The following is a 22,173-nucleotide window of genomic DNA, read 5'->3' as shown; positions in this document are numbered from 1 at the left end:
GTCGGCATAGCATCACAGCAGGGAGGCGAATGCCTCCCTTGCTTGTTTATGGAAACTTATGAATATTTTGATCGTTGGGCCCAGCTGGGTCGGTGACATGGTGATGGCGCAGACACTGTTCCAGTGCCTCAAGCAGCGCCACCCGCAGTGCGAAATCGATGTGCTGGCTCCCGAGTGGAGCCGGCCCATCCTTGAGCGCATGCCTGAAGTTCGCAAGGCCTTGAGCTTCCCGCTCGGCCACGGCGCGCTTGAACTGGCCACGCGACGCAAGATCGGCAAGTCCCTCAAGGGCCAATACGATCAGGCAATCTTGTTGCCCAACTCGCTTAAATCGGCCCTGGTGCCATTTTTTGCGGGTATTCCCAAACGTACCGGCTGGCGCGGCGAGTTCCGCTACGGCCTGCTTAACGATGTGCGCAAGCTCGACAAAGAGCGCTACCCGCTGATGATCGAGCGCTTTATGGCCCTGGCCTATGAGCCTGGGGCCGACCTGCCCAAGCCGTACCCGCGCCCTGATTTGCAGATTGACCCGCAAAGCCGTGCCGGCGCACTGGCCAAGTTCGGCCTGGAGCTGGATCGTCCGGTGCTGGCGCTGTGTCCGGGTGCCGAATTTGGCGAGTCCAAGCGCTGGCCGTCCGAGCACTACGCCAAAGTTGCCGAACAAAAGATCCGCGAAGGTTGGCAAGTGTGGCTGTTCGGCTCCAAAAACGATCACGGGGTAGGCGAAGATATCCGTTCGCGCCTGATCCCGGGGCTGCGCGAAGAGTCGGTCAACCTCAGCGGCGAGACCTCACTGGCCGAAGCCATCGACCTGTTGTCCTGTGCAGATGCCGTGGTATCCAACGATTCCGGGCTGATGCATGTGGCCGCTGCGCTGAACCGCCCGCTGGTGGCGGTCTACGGCTCCACTTCGCCAGGTTTTACCCCGCCCTTGGCGGACAAGGTCGAAATTGTGCGGCTGGGCCTCGATTGCAGCCCCTGTTTTGACCGTACCTGCCGTTTTGGCCACTACAACTGCCTGCGCGAACTGATGCCGCAGCCGGTGATTGAAGCCTTGCAGCGCCTGCAGGGTTCACCGGTCGAGGTTAACTAGGTGCGCGTTCTGTTGGTCAAAACTTCATCCCTCGGGGATGTGATCCATGCCTTGCCGGCGCTGACCGATGCGGCGCGGGCGATTCCGGGCATCACCTTTGACTGGGTAGTGGAAGAAGGCTTTGCCGAAATCCCGACCTGGCACCCGGCGGTGGGCAAGGTGATTCCGGTGGCGATTCGCCGCTGGCGCAAAAATATCTGGCAGACCCTCAAGAGCGGCGAGTGGAGCCGCTTCAAGCAAAGCCTGCGCGCCGAAAAATACGACCTGGTGATCGACGCTCAGGGACTGGTGAAAAGTGCCTGGTTGACCCGCTACGTGAAAGCCCCGGTTGCCGGGCTGGATAAAGACTCTGCCCGTGAGCCGCTGGCCAGCCGCTTTTACCAGCGCCGCCTGGCGGTAGCCCGCGGGCAGCACGCGGTTGAGCGTCTGCGTCAGTTGTTCGCGGTCGCGCTGGGCTACGACCTGCCCAAAGGGCTGGGCGATTACGGCCTGGATGTCGAAAAACTGGTTGAGCTGCCGCGCAAAAAGCCCTTCGTGCTGTTTTTGCATGGCACCACCTGGGACACCAAGCACTGGCCCGAAGTCTATTGGCGCGATCTGGCCCAGCGCATGGGCCATCTGGGCGTCGAAGTGCGCCTGCCGTGGGGCAATCCGGCTGAAAAAGCCCGGGCCGAACGCATTGCCAATGGCTTGAATAATGCCGTGGTGCTGCCCAAATTGAATCTGGCCGGGGTCGCCAAGGTACTGGCCAGTGCCAGTGCCTGCGTGGCAGTAGACACCGGGTTAGGGCATTTGGCCGCTGCACTGGATGTGCCGACCATTTCTTTGTTCGGGCCTACCAATCCGGGCCTGACCGGGGCCTATGGCAAGGTGCAAATCCACCTGGCCAGCGATTTTCCGTGTGCGCCATGCCTGCAGAAAAAATGCACCTACACTCCGACTGCACAGGACCAGCAGCGGTTTGATCTGAAAAACGAGTGGCCACTGTGCTTCACCCGTTTGAACCCTGAGCGTGTCGCGAGTCGATTAAGCACGTTGTTACTGGCTGAGGAACTGCGCTGATGCAACTGGCTTTTGTGCTGTACAAATACTTTCCGTTTGGTGGGCTGCAACGGGATTTCATGCGCATTGCGCTGGAATGCCAGAAGCGCGGCCATCAAATCCGCGTCTACACCATGATCTGGGAAGGCGATATCCCGCCCGGATTCGAAGTGCTGGTGGCGCCGGTCAAGGCGTTCCACAACCATACCCGCAATGAAAAAATGCTCGCCTGGATGCAGGCCGATCTGGCCAAGCGCCCGGTAGACCGGCTCATCGGCTTCAACAAGATGCCGGGGCTGGACGTGTACTACGCGGCGGACGGCTGCTTTGAAGACAAGGCGCAAAACCTGCGTCATTCGTTTTATCGCTTTTTCAAGCGCTACAAGCACTTTGCCGAGTACGAGCGCGCGGTGTTCGCCAAGGACGCCAAGACTGAAATCCTGATGATTTCCGAAGTCCAGCAGCCGCTGTTCATCAAACACTACGACACCCCGCTGGAGCGTTTCCATCTGCTGCCACCGGGTATCGCCCTGGATCGCCGCGCGCCGGACAATGCCGCCGAGATTCGCGCCGAGTTCCGACGTGAATTCAATCTGGCAGACGACGACTTGCTGCTGGTGCAGATTGGCTCGGGCTTCAAGACCAAGGGTGTGGATCGCAGCCTCAAAGCGCTGGCGGCCTTGCCGGGTGAGCTCAAAAAACGTACGAAATTGTTTGTAATCGGCCAGGACGACCCCAAAGTCTTTCAATTGCAGAGTGCCACTTTGGGTTTGGGCGATCATGTGCAGTTCCTCAAGGGGCGCAGTGATATCCCGCGCTTCCTGCTGGGCGCCGATTTGCTGATTCATCCGGCCTATAACGAAAACACCGGCACTGTATTGCTTGAGGCACTGGTAGCGGGTTTGCCGGTGCTGGTCAGCGCTGTTTGCGGCTACGCCCATTACATCAGCGACGCCGATTGCGGTCGGGTCCTGGACGAGCCGTTCGAGCAGGCGCAACTCAATGAATACCTGACACACATGTTGTCCGACGACACTGCGCGCGCGGCCTGGAGCCGAAACGGCCTGGCCTACGCGCAGACGGCCGACCTCTACAGCATGCCGCAGCACGCTGCGGATGTGATTCTGGCGGAGCAACACTGATGAAACTGATTCTTGCCGAACCGTTCAAGAGCTTGTGGGCAGGGCGCGATGCGTTCACCGAAGTCGAGCGTCTGGAAGGCGAGGTTTACCGCGAACTGGAAGGCCGGCGTACCTTGCGTACCGAAGTCGACGGACGCGGTTTCTTTGTGAAAATCCACCGTGGCATTGGCTGGGGTGAAGTGTTCAAGAACCTGCTGACGGCCAAGCTGCCAGTTCTTGGCGCCGGCCAGGAGTGGCGGGCGATCAAGCGCCTGCACGAAGTGGGTGTGCCGACCATGACGGCCGTGGCTTACGGCGAAAAGGGCAACAACCCGGCAGCCCAGCATTCCTTCATCATCACCGAAGAACTGGCGCCGACGGTCAGCCTCGAAGACTTCAGCCTCAACTGGGTCAAGCAGCCACCGCAGCCCAGGCTCAAGCATGCGCTGATCGCTGAAGTGGCACGCATGACCGGCATGATGCACCGTGCCGGGGTCAACCACCGTGACTGCTATATCTGCCATTTCTTGCTGCACACCGACAAACCGGTGACCGCAGACAACTTCCGCCTGTCGGTGATCGATCTGCACCGCGCCCAGACTCGCGCCGTGATCAGTAAGCGCTGGCGCAACAAGGATCTGGCGGCACTGTATTTCTCGGCCCTGGATATCGGCCTGACCCAGCGGGACAAACTGCGCTTCCTGCGCGGTTACTTCCAGATGCCCCTGCGCCAGATCCTGCGCGAAGAAGCCCGCCTGCTGGCGTGGCTCGAAGGCAAGGCGAACAAACTCTACGAACGCAAACAGCGTTATGGAGATGCACTGTAATGGCGGGTTGGAATCTGGAACCTGCTTACAGTGCGTTGGCGTCTGATTTTGGCAGTCTGGAGGCAGTATTTGCCTTGCAGGGGGAGCATCTGACGCGCGATCCGCTATCGGAAGTCATCCGTGTGCAGCGCGATGGCGTGAATTATTACGTCAAGCGCTACACCGGGGCCGGCAAGGGCCTGCGCCGTTATCTGGGCCGCCCGCGGGTCAAGTCCGAATGGCAGAACCTCAAGCGCTTCGCCAAGTGGGGTATCCCCACGGCCGAGGTGGTGGCCTGGGGCCTTGAACGCAGTGGGTTCGCCTACTCCCGTGGCGCCATGATCACCCGCGAACTGCCCAATACCCGGGATTTGTCAGAGTTGGCGGACAACCATGATCCGCTGCTCAAGGATCGTGCCTGGGTAGATTGTGTCAGCCGTCAGTTGGCGCGTTATACCAAGACCATGCATGACCATCGCTTTACCCATAACGACCTGAAATGGCGCAATTTGCTGATCGATGAGCAGCCCAAGCTGTTTTTGATCGATTGCCCCAACGGCGATTTCTGGCGCGGCTTCTGGCTCAAATACCGCATCACCAAAGACCTGGCGTGCCTCGATAAAGTGGCCAAGTACCATTTGTCCTACACCCAGCGTTTGCGTTTCTATTTTCAATACACCGGGCGCACGACGCTCAATGCGGCGGACAAGGAACGTGTCCGTCATATCGTGCGTTTTTTCGAGGGCCGGGAATGACAGACTTTATGGCAGACGCCGACCGGGCATTGCTTGAGCGCAATGGCCTGGCTGACTTTGATGCCCTGTGGGCCGTGCAGCTGGAAGCGGTAGACGAGCCCAATACCAGTGGTGGCGGCTGGAGTAGCGTGTTTCGCATGGATCTTGAAGGTCAGGGCTATTACCTCAAGCGTCAGAGCAATTACCTTACGCGCACGCTGCACAGTCCGCTGGGCGAGCCGAGTTTTGCCCGCGAATTCCGTAATATTCAGCGCTATAAGCACATAGGTATTCCTGCGCTGGAAGCGGTGTTTTTTGGTGAGCGAAAAGTGCCGGGCGAGCGTCGTGCAGTGCTGATGACCCGTGCGCTGGACGGTTGGAATGACCTCGACTCGCTGCTCGAGCAATGGCCGCAACTGACCACAGAGCAGCAGCAGGCGATTTTGCGCGAATGCGGCCAATTGGCTCGTCGGCTTCACGCTGCGCGGCAGGTGCATGGTTGTTTTTACCCCAAGCATATCTTCCTGCAGGCCGATGGCGCGGGGGGGTATCGCGCTCAATTGATCGATCTGGAAAAAACCCGGCCCTTGTTGCTGGGCCAGCGGGACAGGGTCAAGGACATTGAGCCGTTGTTGCGTCGGGCCGATGTCTGGAGCGAAGCAGAGGTGCGCGCCTTGCTCGCTGCTTATCTGGAACAGCCCGTCGACAGTTCCTTGGTCGATGCCTGGCTGACGCGACTGTATGTGCGGCGCAATCAAAAAGGGGGGCGCTGATGCGTTTGTCCGAACTGCTGAAGGCTGGCCGTGCGCCAGGCTTGCCGCTGAGTATCGAACTGGCCGACGCAGCAGGGCCTGCGCAATTGCAACTGCTGACCTTGCTGCGGGTATTGCCGGGCCAGCGTTATGTCGGTGCCGGGGTGTGGCGCGGGCGTACCGTGCTGGCCAAGATGATGGTCGGCAACAAGGCTGCGCGCAACTTTCAGCGCGAGCTGACCGGGGTGCGTCTGCTGGCTGAACAAGGCTTGACCACGCCGCAACTGCTGGCCGATGGCTTGCAGGAAGGTGAGGGGGGCTGGTTGCTGTTCGAGTACCTGGAGGGCGCTCAGAGCTTGGGCGATGCCTGGGATGCAGTCGCGTCGTTGCCGGTGCTGGCTGATGAACAAGTGGCCGTACTTGCCGAGGCTTTGACTGCCATCGGGCAGATGCACCGCAAGGGTCTGTGGCAGGAAGACCTGCATCTGGACAACCTGTTGCGTCAGGACGGCAAGCTGTATTTGATCGATGGTGCAGGCATCTGTGTCGAAGAGGCAGGCAAACCGCTGTCGCGGCAAAAAGTGCTGGAAAACCTCGGCGTGTTTTTTGCCCAGTTGCCCAAAAGCCTTGAGCCGTTTATCGAAGAATTACTCGTGCACTACCTGCTGAGCAACGGCGAGCATGCCTTGCCGCTTGAAGCGCTGCTCAAGCAGGTCGAGAAAGTCCGTGCCTGGCGCCTGAATGACTTTTTAAACAAGGTTGGCCGTGATTGCTCGTTGTTCAGCGTGCACCGCGGGGCGTTTGCCTTGCGTGCCGTCCTGCGCGAAGAAGAGCCGGCGATGTTGCCCGTTTTGGCCAGGGCTGATGCGTTGCTTGATCAGGGGCATCTGTACAAGACCGGTGGCGCGGCGAGTGTCGGCAAGGTTGAAGTAGCGGGCCGCATGCTGGTGGTCAAGCGCTATAACATCAAGGGCTTTGCCCACTGGCTCAAACGTTTCTGGCGCCCGAGCCGGGCCTGGCATTCATGGCGTGAAGGCAACCGTCTGGCGTTTTTGGGCATTGCCACGCCTAAACCGTTGGCAATGCTGGAGACCCGTTTTATGTGGTTGCGGGGCAAGGCGTATCTGGTGACGGAGTTTTTGCCGGGGCCGGATATCATCGAGCGTTTTGCGCCGTATGTTGAGCACGGAGATGCGCCCGAAGCCGAATTGATGGCTTTGGAGCGGTTGTTTGCCGATTTGATCCGCGAGCGTATCAGCCACGGTGACCTCAAGGGCCATAACGTGTTCTGGGATGACGGGCGCTGGGCGCTGATTGATCTGGATTCGATGTGCCAGCATCGCTCATCGAGCAGCTTCGCTTCAGCGTACGCCCGCGATCGTGCACGCTTTATGCGCAACTGGCCGGTGGGCAGTGCGTTGTATCAGGTGATTGACGGGCGATTGCCGACAAACCCTGACTGAAGCCTAGCCAGGACTTTCTGTGGGAGCGAGCCTGCTCGCGAATGCTCTTCGCGAGCAGGCTCGCTCCCACAGGGATGGTGTTGAGGCTTTAGAAGCTGTACTGCGCCCCGGCTCCGGCATACCACGAGCGGCCCGGCGCAGCTTCGTAGTAGCGACTGTTGGAGTCGCCGACAATCACCGAACCCACATACTGACGGTCCAGCAGGTTGTCCAGACGCAAGGTCTGGTGGAAGGTCCAGTGCTCGATCTTCTGTTCAAACTTCGCCCGCCAGTTGAATACGGTATAAGCAGGTGCTGCCTTGGCGGTGTTGGTGTCTTCCACATATACCTTGCTGCGGTACATGCCTTCAATAGCCGTACTGACCCAGTCGGCCGGCTTCCAGTTCACCTCGGCAAACAGCGTGGTCTGCGGTACGCCCGGCAGGTAGTTGCCTTTGTCTACGGTACCGCTGGTGCTGGCGAAGTCGCTGTCGTAGGTGGCTTGCAGGCGAGTGTAAGCGAGGGTTGAGGTCCAGTGTTCTGCGAGCTGGCTCTCTACACCCAGTTCAAAGCCCCGGCGCAAGGTGCGGCCGGCGTTCTGGTAGGTCGTACGGCCACCGGTATTACTCAGCACCACCAGTTCATCTTCTGTGGTGATCTGGAATATGGCCGCATTGATCCGCGTATTGTTGAGCTGAGCCTTGAGGCCCATTTCATATTGGGTGCTCTCGGAAGGTTTGAGGCCGAAATTGAAGCCCTGGCCGTTGGGCGAGTATGCCAGTTCGGCCTGAGTCGGCGTTTCAAAGCCTTTGCCTGCACTGATATAACCATGCAGCTCGGGGGTAAAGGCATACATCACGCTGACGGATGGCGTGGCCTTTTCGTAACGCTTGGTGCCACTGGCGTCGCCGTTGCTCAAAAATTGATCATCGACGTCCATCTCCATGGTGCTGTAGCGCAAGCCGGCCTGTACCGTCCAGTTGTCCAACGCCCAGTTGGCCTGTACATACGGGTCGAGACTGCGGGCGGTATCTACTTCATCACGCACCAGTGCGCCTTTGACCCCCAGCTCACTGCCGATAAAGTTTTGATAACCGTGGCGGCTGTCCTGGCTCTGATCGAAGTCCAGGCCGCCAATCAGGGTCAGATCGCCCGGTACACCGTAGACCGGTTGCATCCAGCGCAGGCTGCCGCCGTAAAACTTGCGATCGAATTGCACGACACCGCCGCCCTGTTTATTGCTGGCTGCTGTGGGCGGAATCGCCAAATACTGAATAACGCTGCGCGTACCGGTATAGGCATTGACCTGCAGGGTAGCGTCACCGATATAGCGCTCGTAGTTCAGGCCCAGTTGCTGATGGTCGATGCTCTTACGGGTGTTGTAGGTAATGGCATTGGGCGTTACCGAGCGCGGGTCGGCCTTGTAGGCTTCCCAGCTTTGGCCCAGCGGATCCTGTGTGCCGTTTTGCTCAAGGCTGCTGTAGATCAGCGCCAGCTTGCTGTCTTCGTCGGGCTTGAGGTTGAGCTTGGCGAAGGTCTGGTCCCGGCGTGCGGCGCTGTGGTCGCGGTAGCCGTCGGTGTCCATGCGTGAGGCATCAAGCACAAAGCCGACGTCGTCGGTGGCGCCCTCGGCGGTCAGGTGGTTCTTGCTCATGCCGTCGCTGCCGACCAGAGTCTCGGCGCCAATGCGCGGCGGGCCCTCGCCGTCGCGGGAGAACATTTGAATCACGCCACCGGCGTTACTGCCATACAGGGTTGCCGCCGGGCCGCGCAGCACTTCAATGCGCTCGGCGGTATCGAGGTTGAAGGTTGCAGCCTGGCCCTGGCCGTCGGGGGTGCTGGCCGGTATGCCGTCGGCAATCAGCTTGATGCCGCGCACCCCAAACGCCGAGCGGGCACCAAAGCCACGGGAAGATATTTGCAGGTCCTGGGCATAGTTCTGACGGTTTTGCACCACCAGCCCCGGTACACGGGACAGCACCTCGGATGCATTGATGCCCAGTTGGCCATCCTGGATTTGCTCCTGATTGATACTGTCCACCGAGTACGGCAGGTCAAAACTCGGGCTGGCGCTGCGCGAGCCGGTGATGACACTGGGATCCAGCTCCAGGGTTTCGGCGCAGACGACAGGTGCCAGGCACAGGCCTGGCAGTAACAGGGCAAGGTGAGCAGGTGTGAAATATTTCATGGGCAAATCGGGTTCCGTGTGACGCGACCCGTCCAGGGCGACGGGGGGAGGCTAGCAGAGGGCGCGCAGTTTAGCGGCTGAGGTGCGGATATCCAGCAAAACAAGTGACAAGGACGCGCTGAGCCGTCCCTGTCTTGAACGTGATGAGCGTCGGGCGCGGGGTTATTGCACTTGGGTCATGTTGATGTCTTGTAAGCCATGGATCAGGTCTTTGAGGGTGTCGTAGCGTTTTTGGTGGATGGTTGGCCAGCTTTCACGTTCGATAAAAATCTGACCATTGGCGTCGGTTCTCAAAGGGGTATGCACAATTTCGTGGTTATTTGAGCGATGTATCAACTGGGCGCCTTGAGGGGATGCGCTGTCCAGGCGGAAGAACCCCGGAGCCGGTAGCCTGTTATTGGTTTGCGATGGGGAGAGGGCTGGTAAATGGGGCTTTGTGCCTGGAATGTCGATTTGCAGCCAGTAATCGTTTTTCAAAAAGCGGTAGTTAGCATGTTTGTTATCCGCGGGGATGATTTCACCGATGTCCTGACGCAAGCCGCGGCTGGTGCCCGGGGCTGAATCCGATACCCGCACGGATATCGCCCCTTCAAGTTCGGCCAGCCCCGGTATGCCCTCAAAGGTGTTGGCATGTGAGTTGCCCGTCAGGGCTATCCATTTGCCTCCTGGGTTTTGGGCCTGATGAGCGCGAATCGTACGGGAGGCAAAGTAGCTGAACATTTCATAACGGTTTAGCCAGGGCGTTTCGCTCGGTGTGCTTTTCGGGTAGTAACTGGCCGAGCAGTCAACCGCGATAACCCTGATGCCATGCCGTCTGGCCTCGCGCACCAGTTGGCTGAAGGTATGGCGGCTGGAGGGGTTGATCTGATGACCAAAATCCTGATCCTCAAGGTATTTGTTCAACCTGAGGGGCATTTTTCCGCTTTGGAAGTAGTCATCCAGAAGGCTTTGGTGCAGGTCGCTTTGCAGGTGCTCCATGTAGAGGACCTTTACGTCGTGTCTGGCAAACTCGGCCATGTTGTCGATCAGGATCTTTTTACTCGATTGGTGAGAGTGGGTTTCACCCCACACGATGCCATCTGACTGCTCGAACAGGTGGTTGATCAACGCTTGTTCCTGCACGTTGCCAGGTAATTGCGGGCGGGTGGCCCGGGGTTTTGCAGGTTTTGTCAGGAAGTAGGCCTTGGCATCCGCGAGCAGCTTGATCCGCAGCTCCTTGAATGCCCGGTGGGCAAGGCTGCGCTCGGACGCAAAATCCATAAAATCAGTGATGCCATCGAGTACTGAACGATGGTTCTCGGTGATGTCCCGAAGTGCTTCCTGGTACTCGGCGGGCATGTCGTAGTCACTGTATTTGAGGTGGGGTACATCGCCAGTCAACTCGGTGAGATGCCCCGTCAGAGGCACCCAGCGTTTGCTGTTGTCCGCCAGCCTGTGCTTGATTTGCCAGCGGCCTGCGGTGCGCCGGACCTTGAAGCTGGCGCTTGCGCCAGCGCTTGAACTCGATTGCGGTTGCAAGTACCAGTTGCGGCCCAGCCAGCCGCTGTAGACTTCGAACACGTCGCTGTCCTGCTTGATATATCGCATGTTGTCTATGCGATAGATGCCCTGCTCGTCAGGGGTGTAGCGGCTGAGATCGACGCCTCTGACGCGCGCGTTGTCGATTACCCTTTCAATGCCGGGCTTTTGTTTGAGCAAAGGGGTTGTTGGATCGACATCCCATTGCCCGGCCGAGAGTTCGCGCAAGGGGATGCTGTACGGTGCGTTGGGTTTGCGCTCATCCAGTGCGCGCCAGGTGTTGTCCAGGTTGTCGTACTGGCTGCGATAGAACCTGCCGTTTGTGTTTTTGGTGTAGCGGGCGGTCTGACCATTGGCAGTGGGCGCTTCATACACACCTGCACCGTATTCATCCCCCGTGCGCAGCCTGAGCCTGGCACCGGGATAATGGCTGGCAGCAGCGGGACTCAACGAGGGTACGGGCTGTTTTGCGCGTTGACGTATCGAATTGCCGAATACGGCTGAGCCGGTAAAGTCCGAGGCGCCGTCAGTCAGGTAGGTGATGGACTCCATAAAGTGCAGCAGAGCTTCGTGTTTTTCGTCGCGCTGCAGGGCATCAAGGCCTCTGATGATCTGAGCGATAAACCGCGCCAGTACGATGGGCAGCAGCACTCGGGTGGGCAATGCGAAAGACAGGATGTCGATTGCCGTCAGTACGGCCTCTTTGGCAGTGTTTACGTTGCTTTCCCAGGTAGAAGTCGACTGCTCGTCAGCATCGCGGATGGCGTGCAAGGCCTCGGTGTCGTAGGACGCTTCGAACAGGTCATGGCTGATGCCCTGCAGTTGCAGATTGGCCTCGCTCAGTCCCCGCTCCAGCAGCGGCTTGATATACGGCTGTTGCGCCGGTGTGACGTGGCGCATCACATAGGCTCGCCAAATAGGCCGTGACAGGATCTGGCCCAGCTCGTTGCGTGAGTTGGCAACCAGGAACCAGCGGCTCTCAGGCCCGCCGGGGGTGTAGCACAGCAGTTGCCCGGAGCCGGTGGCGCTGAACACCAGCAAACCCGGTAGTGGTTTATAGCGCAACATCAGCAGATGGACTTTGACCTGCTCACCGTTGATTTGTGCACGGTTGTTCTCTACGGGCTGCTCAAGCGCAGCCCTGACCCATGACACCTGTTGGGTGGTCAGCGCACCCGCCAGCGTGGCTTCAAGCAAGTCCAGGTTCAGTTGTGCCTGCTTAAAAGCGACATAGCGCTCCTTGCGCCATTGGGCCTGGCTGGAGTTGACCAGTAGCTCCTTGAGATTTTTTTTGTAGCGCTCGCCAATATCCAGCTGGCGCACCAGCGTTTTCAGATAGCTGCTGGTCAGCACGGCATGTTTCTGGCCCGCTCCATCCTTGACTTGTGCAGTGAGGGCGAAAGTGACGTCCCAGATACCGACATTGGACAGCGCCATCTCACTCAGGCTACGGCGTGTGGTGTGGTAACTGATGATCGGCCCGGTTCTGCCCAGGCTCATGCCTGCAGGAAACCCGGAACCACTGACAGGGTTGATCAAGGGGCCGGTGCGCAGGGCTTCAGTGGTCGAGATGAAGATCTCGTCCGGGTCGACGTCTATGCCGTGGTCTTTTTTGATCTGTTGCTGTAACTGAAGGCGGGCATAACCCAGCAGTGTATGTTTGCGGCCGATTTCGCTGAGGGGTTGGGCGTCGTCGGATTCTGCCGCCAGGCGCTCGTGATTAAGGCGCTCAACGGCCAGCCGCCACTGGGTTTTTTGGCTGTCTGAAGCAGTCTTCAACCAGTCGGGCAATTGGCTTTCCAGCAATCGGGTATAGCGCCCGCGCAGTATGTTGGCGGGATTGAGGGGCAGGCTTGCAGCCAGGGATTGGTCGACGCAGTCGGATAGCTGATCGAGGGATGTGTCTTGCTTGAGATTGCGTGCCACCGACCAGGCATGGTGCATGTCGCTTTTTTGTTTGTTGATCAATTGATCGCTGAAGACGGTAGCTATGGCGCTGTCTGCAACCGGGCTGTAGTCGACTTGCTCATGGGCCAGGGCGCGCTCCCGATCTTCGGTGAGTACGCACGTGAGCAGTGTTTCACGCTGGTAAGGATCGTTGAGCCGGGTCGACAGTTCCTGGCTGAGGGCGGCGAGTGAATCGAACACTTCCAGGCCAGTGTTCGGCAGGTAAAGCACTGAAGGCCGCGGGGTGGGATCCAGGGCAGTGCGCTTGTCCTGCACGCTGGCTGAGATCAGGGGCAGGTGTTTCGTGGTAATCACGAAGGCGCCGTGCAGCACTGCAGTCCTTTGCATGAGACGACTGCTGAGTGCCAGCGTGTAAAAGCCGTAGGGGCCGGGCGTTTTTGGCGCGGGAGATGGGCTGGCATCAGGGAGTACCTGATTGATCATGTCCAGGGCGGTGGGGCTGAAGGTGCTGTCCTCGTGGCGCACGGAGGCTTCTGCGCGGATCAGCCTGTGGGCAAATTGCGACAGCCAGTCTTTGGGCGCTTGCCCATTGAGGTCCTTGTGGGGTGTGCGCCAGAAGTCGTTAAGGGCATCCCTCACACACAACTGCGGGGAGCGGACGACAAACTCAAGGTATTTTTCGAGTTCAGGGGCGGATACCCCGGCCGTTCGATCCTCCTCGTCAAGGCTATAGGCGTAGTTGTAGACGCGGGTGGCACCCTGTACGAAGGTCGGGATCTGGCCGGTCAGGTAGCACTGGTCTATCAGGGCAGTCACCGACTGGCTGGTGATAGTGGGGTTTTGGCCAGGCTGGGCTGCGATCTCTTCATTGATGAAAAGAAAGTCGGTGCAGGTGTCAGCGGGCAACCGCGGAAAAAATACCCGCAGGCAGTGATCCAGCGACAGATCAAGGTTGGGCAAGGCATTGCGCAGCACGAGCAGTTCGCGCTCTGCGTCTTTGAGGTTAGCGAGTGCACTGGGCATGGGGTCGTTCCTGTCTATTGACGCGTACGTCGGTGTATCCACAGGAAATCCCAAAACGTTCGGGTGTTAGGGCTACATATATGTGGCCCGGCGATTTTTTTGCAGATGAGGGCGCGCAATAGGGCGTGGCAAATCGTGCAGGGTCACTGCGGGCGTCTTTACGCTATAATCCCGCTCTTTAGCTGTTTCTCGAACTGCGAGGAACGCATCATTTTTTCAGGCGCCCGCCGCCTGCCTGCATTCAAAAGAGGCTAATCCAGTGGCATTGACGATTCTTGGCCTGTCCGGCGCCCTTAGCCATGATCCCTCCGCAGCCCTCTATATCGACGGCAAGCTGGTAGCGGCGGCTGAAGAAGAGCGCTTCGTACGCGATAAGCATGCAAAGAACCGCATGCCCTACGAGTCCGCAAAATTCTGTCTTGAACAAGCGGGTATCAAACCTTCCGACGTTGACGTGGTGGCGATCCCGTTCGCTCCGATCAGCTTGTTCGGCAAGGCTCGCTGGCACTACGCCAAGCGCTACTGGTACGCCCCGGACCGCGCCCTTGACGCGATCCTGATGGGCAACCGGCGCTACAAGCGCTACCGCAACAAGATCGTGTTCTGTCTTGAGCAACTGGGCTTCGACCCGAAGAAAATCAAGATCGAACCGGTCGAGCACCACCTGGCTCACGCATCCAGCGCCTACCACTGCTCGGGTTTCAAAGAGAAAACCGCGATCCTGGGCATCGATGGCAAGGGCGAGTACGCCACGACCTTCTTCGGCTACGGCGAAAACGGCAAGATCACCAAGATCAAGGAGTTCTTCGACCCGGACTCCCTGGGTGGCCTGTACGGTGCAATCACCGAGTTCCTCGGTTTCGAGATGCTCGATGGCGAATTCAAGGTCATGGGCATGGCGCCGTACGGCGACGCCAGCAAGTACGACTTCTCGCGTCTGGCCTCGTTCGAAAACGGCGAACTGGTGATCAACACCGAATACGCCAACGTGATCGGTCTGCGTCGCTACAAAGAGAACGGAAAGGGCTTCTACTTCTCGCCAAAACTGATCGAGTGGCTGGGGCCCAAGCGCGAAGGCGATATCGCCGACGAGCCGTACATCCACTACGCGGCCAGCATGCAGGCGCTGTTTGAAAAACTGTCGCTGCAGATGATCGACTACTACCTGGGCGACATCCTCAAGGAAACCGGCAAGATTGCCTTTGCGGGCGGCTGCGCGTTGAACGTGAAGCTGAACCAGAAAATCATTGCTCGCCCGGAAGTCAAAGAACTGTTCGTACAGCCTGCGTCCGGTGATGCCGGTACCGCAGTCGGTGCAGCGGCGTATGTATCCCACGCTCGCGGCGTGCCGGTCGAGAAGATGGAACACGTCTACCTCGGCCCTGCGTACAGCAACGAAGACGTGATCGCGGCCTGTGCCCGTCACCCTGGCAAACCTGCCTACCGCCGCATCGAAAACACCCCGGAGCGCATCGCCAAGATCATGGTCGATGGCAACCCGGTAGCGTGGTTCCAGGGGCGCATGGAGTTCGGTCCGCGTGCATTGGGCGGTCGCTCGATCATCGGTTGCCCGAGCAGCGAAGGCGTGGCAGACCGCATCAACGAACAGATCAAGTTCCGCGAGCGCTGGAGGCCTTTCTGCCCGTCGATGCTCGACACCGTAGGCCCGCAGATGATCAAGGTCGATCACCCGGCACCCTTCATGACCTTCACTTTCGAAGTGGCTGAAGAGTGGAAAACCCGCGTGCCGGAGGTTGTCCATGAAGATGGCACTTCCCGCGCCCAGGTGCTCAAGCGCGAATACAACCCGCGTTATTACGACATGATGAAGGCGCTGGAAGTGCTGACCGGTAACGGCGTTTCGCTGAACACTTCGCTTAACCGTCGTGGCGAGCCTATGGTTTGCTCGCCGACTGACGCGCTGAACATGTTCTTCGGTTCCGATCTGCAGTACCTGATCATGGAAGACATCCTGGTGGTTAAAGACGGCGCTGAGACTTATGAATCGCTCGACTGAGCGTCATGTGCTGCAGTTCTGCCACGGCTATGACGGGCCGTTCCTGGACTGTGCGCGCCAGTACGCGAGCCTGTTTGCCGGTACCGGGTACAAGGTCACCACGGTCTTCCTGACCGGAGCAACCGACCCTGAAGTGGCAGCAGGCTGTGCGTCTGATGAAGTGATCTTTATGGAATTCAGCTCCAGGGCCATTCGTGGCCTGAAGCTGGGTGCCATCGCCAGGCTGCGCAAGATCGCAGCCTCGCGCAATTTCAGTTTTTGCATCGCCCACCGCTTCAAGCCGATTTATATCGCCTTGTTGGCCACCGGTTTGCCGGTGATCGGCGTGCATCATGCGTTTGGCGATTATCAGCGTCGCAGCCGCAAACTGTTTGCCCACCTGTTTCGCAAGCGCCTGAGCCTGCTCGGTGTTTCCGACGCGGTGCGTGACGACATGCGCAAGTGCCTGCCCAAGTGGCCAGCAGGGCGTATCAACACGCTCTATAACCGTATCGACATCGATGCGGTCCAGGCCGGGCAATTGTCTGGCACCCCGGCGCGCGAAGCGTTGGGGCTGTCGGTCGATGGCTTTATTGTCGGCAACGTCGGTCGCCTGCATCCGGACAAGGACCAGGCCACGCTGATTCGCGGTTTTGCCCTGGCGTTGCCCAATCTGCCAACTGACAGCCAACTGGTCATTATGGGCAAGGGGCGTCTGGAGGAGGATCTCAAAGAGCTGAGCAATGAGCTGGGGATCGGCGATCAGGTGCTGTTTTTGGGCCAGGTGCCTGATGCACGCCGCTATTTCAGGGCCTTTGACGTGTTTGCGTTGAGCTCTGATCACGAACCGTTTGGCATGGTGCTGCTTGAGGCTATGGCTGCCGGTGTGCCGTTGCTGGCAACGGCCTGTGGCGGTGCCAAAGAAGTGGTCGAGGGCGTGGGGATTTTGTTCCCGCTGGGCGATGCCGAGCATCTGGCCCAGGGCCTGCAGCACCTGGCTCAACTCGATGATGAGCAGCGCATGGCCTGCGCCGAACTGATGCTTGAGCGTTTGCATGAACGCTTTAGTGATCGGGCGGTGCGCAATACCTTCTGGCACTTGGCGCAAGTCACCGACCTGATTGCGGAGTCCTGATGCTCAATCGATTTCAAGGCTGGCGTGAGCGCGGCTGGAGCGTTGTGGATTCCGGCACTTATGCCGATGCCTGGCAGCGTTTTGGCGGCAGCGTCGCTACCCACCCGATGGTCGTTGAACGTCTGGCGCAGTTGGCCGGTATTCCTGTGCGTTATCTTGCCTGGGAGCAGGACGGCAAGCTGAAGGCGGCGATCCCTACTTGGGGGCGCGACCTGGCCTTGTCCAAGGATGTGCTCAAGCGTCATGGCAAAAAAGGCCTGTTCGATCTGGGTAACGCCGAGCTGATCCTGCCCGCAGCTGCGGATGCAGCGGCGCCTTTGCGTCATCGAGCACGCTACCTGTCGCAGCTCAATGAGGGCCGTTTCAGCAATCTGCTGCCGCAAGCCGAGCAGTTGGCGATGGCTCGCACGCCGGAAGAACTGTCGAAAAAATTCCGCTACAACCAGCGCCGCGAACTGCGCCTGCTGGAAGAGGCGGGCGGCGTAGTGCGCCCGGTATCGGAGTTTTCCAGTGCTGAATTGGCGAGCATATACTGCGATCTGTTTTTGCGCCGCTGGGGCTTTGTTGCCACAGGGGCCGAGCGGATGGCCGAGGTCATCGAGCTGTTGCGCGAGCTGTTGATCGGCTCGGTGATTTTCCTCAACGATGCGCCGATAGCGATTCAATTGGTGTACCGCGCTGAATCGCCCGAGTGGATCAGTGTCGAGTACGTCAATGGCGGTGTTGACCCTCAGACCCGTGAATTCAGCCCTGGCAGCGTGTTGAGTTTTCTCAATACCCAATCTGCCTGGGAACAGGCCCGCAATGTCAACAAGCCGTTGCGCTTCTCGTTCGGCCGCGCCGACCGTGAATACAAAGAGCGTTGGTGCAACCCGGTGCCCGTGTTCAAAGTCTGAAACACAAATCTTGTAGGTGCGGACTTGCTCGCGATGGTATCACTGCGTTTTTTAACATCCCGCAGTGCCTGCATCGCGAACAGGTTCGCTCCCACGGGAGATCAATCACAAGAGCCTAGCCATGAGCCAACCCGCCTCGCGCAAACAGCAACTTCTCAAGCGTCATCGGCGCAACAAGCGTATTGGCCTGCTGATCGGCCTGCTGGTGCTGATTGCCAGTGGCGTGTTGCTGGCCTGGTGGTTGCCACCGGTGTTGGCGGTGCTGGGCTGGGTGGCCCATGAAGCATGGTTTGCCGATCATCTGTTCTATTCGCCCAAGGACGATTACCAGTACAGCTTCCCGGCCGGCAGCGAGCAGCCGGCGGTGCGCCTTGAGGGCGACAAGCTGGTAGCGGAGCAGCCGCTGCAACTGGCGGGAGATGAAACCCTGATCCTGGAGGTCAAGGTTAAAAGTGGCTGGCTGGGACGCTTTGTTGACCCGTATGTGCAACTGTCGGGTGGCGAGTCGGCGGACCGGCAAACTTTCGAGCGTGGCGTGAATGGCCAGCGCTACCTGAACGTGAGTGGTTGTGCGCAGGCGCTGGTCGCGGGGCAGTTGCGTGTGCGCGGGCGCTACTGCCGCGTTTTGGGCCAACCTGAACTGCGGATTTTCCGTCAACCCGATTATCGCCAGCAGCGGATCATGGTTGTTGCGCCCCACGCCGATGATGCAGAGCTGGCCGCGTTTGGCCTGTACAGCCAGGCCAAAGAAGCCTGGATCGTGACCCTGACCGCTGGCGAAATCGAAGCCGGGCATTATCAGCAAATGGGCCTGCCACGGGCAGAGGCCGCCCGCCTCAAGGGCCGTTTGCGCGCCTGGGACAGCATGGTCGTACCGCGCTGGGCCGGGGTGCCTGAAGCCCATTGCGCGCAATTGGGTTATTTTTGCCTGCAATTGCCCGCCATGCAGGGCGCTCCCGATCAGCCGATGGCCTCGCGCGAGGCCGATTTGAGCGACATTCGCGTATTCCGCCAATTCAACCCGTTCCCGTTGCCCGCCGATCAGGACGGCGCGCCGACCTGGCATAACCTGCTGGCCGACTTGCGTGCATTGATTCTGCGCGCGCGCCCTGAAGTGATCGTGCTTCCGCACCCGTCAATCGACCCGCACCCGGACCATATCTGTGCCCATGACGCTGTCATCGAGGCCCTTGAAGGCCTGGAGTGGCAGCCGACCACGGTGCTCGGCTACGCCAACCACCTGCATGACAACGATCGCTGGCCGATGGGTAACAGCGGTGACGGCATTGCCTTGCCGCCGGTGTTCGATGCCACGCTCTGCCTGCGCCCTTGCAGCCTGCCGTTGAGCCTTGCACAGCAATGCGACAAGGCCATGGCGCTGGGGATGATGCATGACCTGCAGCCACGGGCTGCGCTCAAGCGCAGGATTAGACGATCGATACAGCAACTCCTGGCAGGCAGAAAGCCATCGCCTTATGGCGAGAATGAGTTTTTCCGCAAGGCCGTCAGGCGTCATGAGCTGTTTTGGCAACTAAAATAATAAGCACATATAAAAAGCGGTCATAGCATTGACCCTAATCTCGACCTTTACATTGAGTTCCCTGTGATAAAACCATCACCGCGTATTTTATTTGTGATCCCGTACTTCGGCCGCTGGCCGTTCTGGATGCCGTTTTTCCTAGAAAGCTGTCGGCACAATCCCGATATTAACTGGCTATTTTTCAGCGACTGTGGGGTACCTGAAAATCTGCCGGCCAATGTGACCGTTGAATCGATCAGCTTTACCGACTATTGCCGTAAGGTTTCTGAGCGCCTGAAGATCAATTTCGCACCCAAAGAGGCTTATAAACTGTGCGATATCAAGCCGGCGTTGGGCTATATCCACGAAGATCGTCTGCAGGGCTATGATTTCTGGGCCTTCGGCGATATTGATCTGGTGTACGGAGACCTGCGCAGTTATTTCACCGCCGAGCGGCTGGCCCGCTATGACCTGTTTTCAACCCACGAACGCCGGGTCGCGGGGCATTTGTGCCTGATGCGCAATACGTCATGCAAGCGCGAGCTGTTCATGCGGATAAAGGACTGGCAGCAGCGCTTTACTGACAATCAGCATCATGCGCTGGATGAAGGTGCCTTCAGCCGGATCTTCCTGTGGCGCAAGAACCTGCCCAAACCGCTGTTCGAGCTGGTGGGCAAGTTCAACCCGCTGCGTCGCACCAGTGAGTTTACCGAGGCCTTCAGTACCCCCGGCGGCTGCATTAAGTGGCATGACGGCACGGAAAATTTCCCGGGCAAGTGGTTCTGGAAAAACGGCATATTGAAAAACGATCGTGACGGCGATCACACCTTTCCTTACTTTCACTTCGTGTGTTGGAAGCGTAACGAGTGGGCCAAGCTGCCTGCTCCCGATCCAGTTGCAATCCAGCGTCTGGCGGCAGAGCCTGCCTGGGTTATTGATGCCACCGGATTTCACCGGGGAGAGTTATGAAGCGTTCCAAGGTTTTGCAATTGCAGCCCGACTACAACGTCAAGTCCTATGACTTTGCCGACCTCGCCGAGCAGATCGTACGCGCATTGCCCCGTGAGCATTACGAGATCACGGCGGCCTTTTTGCGTGGGCGCCCGGGGCCGGGCGAGCCAGTGAGCAAGGCCGACCACTCGGTGTATTTCGAGTTCAGCGACAAGTCGCTCAAGGGCATGCGGTTGCGCGCCATGTGGGCGTTGTACAAGTTCTGCCGCAAAGAGCAGTTTGATGTGGTGATCTGCAACCGCTTCAAGCCGGTGAACATGATGCTGCAGCTCAACCGCTGGCTGAAAATCCCGCTGTGCGTGGGTATTTCCCACGGGTTTGGCGAGTACGACCGTTTTTACCGGCGCAGCCAGGCCAAGCGCCTGATCGACAAGCACTGGCGCTTTGTCGGCGTGTCGCCTGCGGTCAAACAGTACCTGCTGGACTGCCAGTGCGGTTTCACCGACGCCAATACTTACGCGATCACCAACGCCATCGATATCGAGCAGGCCGAAGCCCTGCAGCTGCCACGCCAGCAGGCGCGTGAAAAGCTCGGCCTCGATCAGGATGCGCGGATGATCGGCGCGCTGGGGCGTCTGGTGCCTATCAAGGGCCATCGCTTTTTGCTGCAAGCCTTCGCGGCATTGAAAGACAAATACCCGAACGCGCAATTGGCCATTATTGGTGCCGGCCGCGAGGAGTCGCGTTTGCGCGAGCAGATCGGGCAACTGGGGCTCGATGGTCGTGCGCATTTGTTGGGCTTCCAGGAGAACGCCCTGCAGTACGTGCGTGCTTTTGATATCTGGACCATGCCTTCACTGGCCGAAGGCCTGGGGCTGGCGCTGCTCGAAGGCATGAGTGGGCACTTGCCGGTGATCGCCAGCAATGTACCGGCCATGCTGCCGCTGATTGAAGGGGCGGGCGGCCTGGCGGTGAAGCCCAGCGACGTGGCAACGCTCACCGCAGCGCTGGACGAGTACCTGGCCCTGTCGGACGACGCTTTGCGAGCCAAGGGCGAGCAGGCGTTCCGCTACTTGCAGCAAAACCACGACATTGAGGTATTCCGCCAGGAGTATCTGGACCTGATCGACTCGGGCCTGCGCCAGGCCCGTAAGGAACACCCATGACTGACTCGCAACCCCTGGTGACGGTGATCATCGCCTCCTACAACCACGGGCCCTACATAGAACAAAGCATCCAGAGCGTTCTGGATCAGACTTATCCCAATATCGAATTGCTGGTGATCGATGACGGCTCGCCTGATGACAGCGTGGAGCGTATCCAGCGTTTACAGGCGGTACATGGTTTCGACTTTCGAGTGCAACAGAACCAAGGCCTGACCAATACCCTCAATGGTGCGATTGCTCGGGCCAAGGGCAGCCTGATCGTGCCCTTCGGTTCCGATGACATCATGATGCCGGATCGTATCGCGGTGCAGGTTGCCTACATGGATGGCAAGCCGGAAGTAGGTATTTGCGCGGGCAATATCGAGTTGATCGATGCCAATGGCAACCTGTTCCCGGAAAAACGCCAGCGCCGTGATGTACCGTTCCGGCGCCTGGACTTCGATGACATGTTCCTGGAGCGCAAACCGTATCCGCCTGCGCCGACCCTGATGATCCGCCGTGAAGCACTGGACAAGGTGGGGGGGTTTGACCCGAGCATTCGCCTGGAAGACTTGTATATCGAGCTGAAGATTACCCATGCAGGGTACTTTATCGACGGCCTGAACGTGGTGATGGCGCGCTATCGCAAGCACGCGACCAACTCGTACAAGAACCACCGGTTCATGATCGACAGCATTCTGCGCATTTATGCCCAGTTCAGCGATCACCCGCTGTACGACGAGGTGCGCTACAAGTTCCTCAATTCCATGTTCCTGAAAACGGCCAACCGCAATCGTGCCCTGGCTCGCGAGCTGTTGGCGCAGATTCCGTTCAAGCGCTGGACGGGCAAAACCTGGCGTGGGCTGGGGCGGCTGTATTTCTCACCCCTGGAAAAAGACTGACGG

The 22,173-nt window shown here is 59.0% G+C and carries 16 protein-coding genes; 14 read left to right on the top strand and 2 right to left on the bottom strand.

The genetic code is table 11. From position 1 onward, the window contains the following. Positions 1-58 precede the first annotated feature (58 nt). Genes waaF through PPTH39_RS18395 form a run of 7 tightly spaced genes read left to right on the top strand, consistent with a single transcriptional unit; the run spans position 59 to position 7,010 of the window. On the top strand, positions 59-1,093 hold the full coding sequence (waaF, locus tag PPTH39_RS18425; protein ID WP_095000906.1) for a lipopolysaccharide heptosyltransferase II: 1,035 nt from the start codon (positions 59-61) through the stop codon (positions 1,091-1,093). Next, the gene (gene waaC, locus PPTH39_RS18420) at positions 1,094-2,155 is read left to right on the top strand and encodes a lipopolysaccharide heptosyltransferase I (RefSeq protein WP_095000907.1); all 1,062 of its coding nucleotides are present in this window, start codon (positions 1,094-1,096) and stop codon (positions 2,153-2,155) included. Beyond that, complete coding sequence (locus PPTH39_RS18415) at positions 2,155-3,276, top strand: glycosyltransferase family 4 protein (RefSeq protein WP_095000908.1); 1,122 nt, start codon at positions 2,155-2,157, stop codon at positions 3,274-3,276. The genes waaC and PPTH39_RS18415 overlap by 1 nt, the downstream gene beginning before the upstream one ends. Then, on the top strand, positions 3,276-4,082 hold the full coding sequence (rfaP, locus tag PPTH39_RS18410; protein WP_095000909.1) for a lipopolysaccharide core heptose(I) kinase RfaP: 807 nt from the start codon (positions 3,276-3,278) through the stop codon (positions 4,080-4,082). Before PPTH39_RS18415 ends, rfaP begins: the two co-directional genes overlap by 1 nt. After that, positions 4,082-4,816: a lipopolysaccharide kinase InaA family protein gene (locus PPTH39_RS18405; protein ID WP_095000910.1), complete on the top strand. Its 735-nt coding sequence runs from the start codon at positions 4,082-4,084 to the stop codon at positions 4,814-4,816. The genes rfaP and PPTH39_RS18405 overlap by 1 nt, the downstream gene beginning before the upstream one ends. After that, positions 4,813-5,568, top strand: a complete 756-nt coding sequence (locus PPTH39_RS18400) for a lipopolysaccharide kinase InaA family protein (protein WP_095000911.1) — start codon at positions 4,813-4,815, stop codon at positions 5,566-5,568. Before PPTH39_RS18405 ends, PPTH39_RS18400 begins: the two co-directional genes overlap by 4 nt. Next, positions 5,568-7,010: a lipopolysaccharide kinase InaA family protein gene (locus tag PPTH39_RS18395; protein ID WP_095017701.1), complete on the top strand. Its 1,443-nt coding sequence runs from the start codon at positions 5,568-5,570 to the stop codon at positions 7,008-7,010. Before PPTH39_RS18400 ends, PPTH39_RS18395 begins: the two co-directional genes overlap by 1 nt. A gap of 88 nt (positions 7,011-7,098) precedes the next feature. On the opposite strand, the gene PPTH39_RS18390 is transcribed toward PPTH39_RS18395, so the two are convergent. Then, the gene (locus PPTH39_RS18390; RefSeq protein WP_095000913.1) at positions 7,099-9,177 is read right to left on the bottom strand and encodes a TonB-dependent receptor family protein; all 2,079 of its coding nucleotides are present in this window, start codon (positions 9,175-9,177) and stop codon (positions 7,099-7,101) included. 162 nt (positions 9,178-9,339) lie between these two features. Then, positions 9,340-13,626: a membrane-targeted effector domain-containing toxin gene (locus tag PPTH39_RS18385; RefSeq protein ID WP_130872283.1), complete on the bottom strand. Its 4,287-nt coding sequence runs from the start codon at positions 13,624-13,626 to the stop codon at positions 9,340-9,342. A gap of 259 nt (positions 13,627-13,885) precedes the next feature. Here PPTH39_RS18385 and PPTH39_RS18380 point away from each other — a divergent pair, with 259 nt between their 5' ends. From PPTH39_RS18380 to PPTH39_RS18350, 7 genes are all read left to right on the top strand, one after another. Beyond that, on the top strand, positions 13,886-15,643 hold the full coding sequence (locus PPTH39_RS18380) for a carbamoyltransferase family protein (RefSeq protein ID WP_095000915.1): 1,758 nt from the start codon (positions 13,886-13,888) through the stop codon (positions 15,641-15,643). After that, a complete protein-coding gene (locus PPTH39_RS18375; protein WP_095000916.1) occupies positions 15,627-16,757 on the top strand; it encodes a glycosyltransferase in 1,131 nt (376 codons plus the stop codon). Before PPTH39_RS18380 ends, PPTH39_RS18375 begins: the two co-directional genes overlap by 17 nt. Next, positions 16,757-17,653 carry an antimicrobial resistance protein Mig-14 gene (locus PPTH39_RS18370; protein WP_095017697.1) on the top strand — a complete coding sequence of 299 codons (897 nt, stop codon included), beginning with the start codon at positions 16,757-16,759 and terminating at the stop codon, positions 17,651-17,653. The genes PPTH39_RS18375 and PPTH39_RS18370 overlap by 1 nt, the downstream gene beginning before the upstream one ends. Positions 17,654-17,774: 121 nt before the next feature. Further along, on the top strand, positions 17,775-19,193 hold the full coding sequence (locus PPTH39_RS18365) for a PIG-L deacetylase family protein (protein WP_130872282.1): 1,419 nt from the start codon (positions 17,775-17,777) through the stop codon (positions 19,191-19,193). Positions 19,194-19,256: 63 nt separating this feature from the next. Continuing rightward, positions 19,257-20,141 (top strand): DUF6625 family protein, encoded by an 885-nt coding sequence (locus tag PPTH39_RS18360; protein WP_170943714.1) that lies wholly within the window; start codon positions 19,257-19,259, stop codon positions 20,139-20,141. Further along, on the top strand, positions 20,138-21,289 hold the full coding sequence (locus tag PPTH39_RS18355) for a glycosyltransferase family 4 protein (RefSeq protein WP_130872281.1): 1,152 nt from the start codon (positions 20,138-20,140) through the stop codon (positions 21,287-21,289). The genes PPTH39_RS18360 and PPTH39_RS18355 overlap by 4 nt, the downstream gene beginning before the upstream one ends. Beyond that, positions 21,286-22,170, top strand: a complete 885-nt coding sequence (locus PPTH39_RS18350) for a glycosyltransferase (RefSeq protein WP_095017695.1) — start codon at positions 21,286-21,288, stop codon at positions 22,168-22,170. Before PPTH39_RS18355 ends, PPTH39_RS18350 begins: the two co-directional genes overlap by 4 nt. The last annotated feature ends 3 nt before the right edge of the window (positions 22,171-22,173 follow it).

Origin of the sequence: Pseudomonas bubulae, assembly GCF_900618535.1 — a bacterium.
GTDB classification, from domain to species: domain Bacteria; phylum Pseudomonadota; class Gammaproteobacteria; order Pseudomonadales; family Pseudomonadaceae; genus Aquipseudomonas; species Aquipseudomonas bubulae.
Note: the sequence above shows the minus strand (reverse complement) of the source record. Positions and strands in the feature narration are given on the sequence as shown.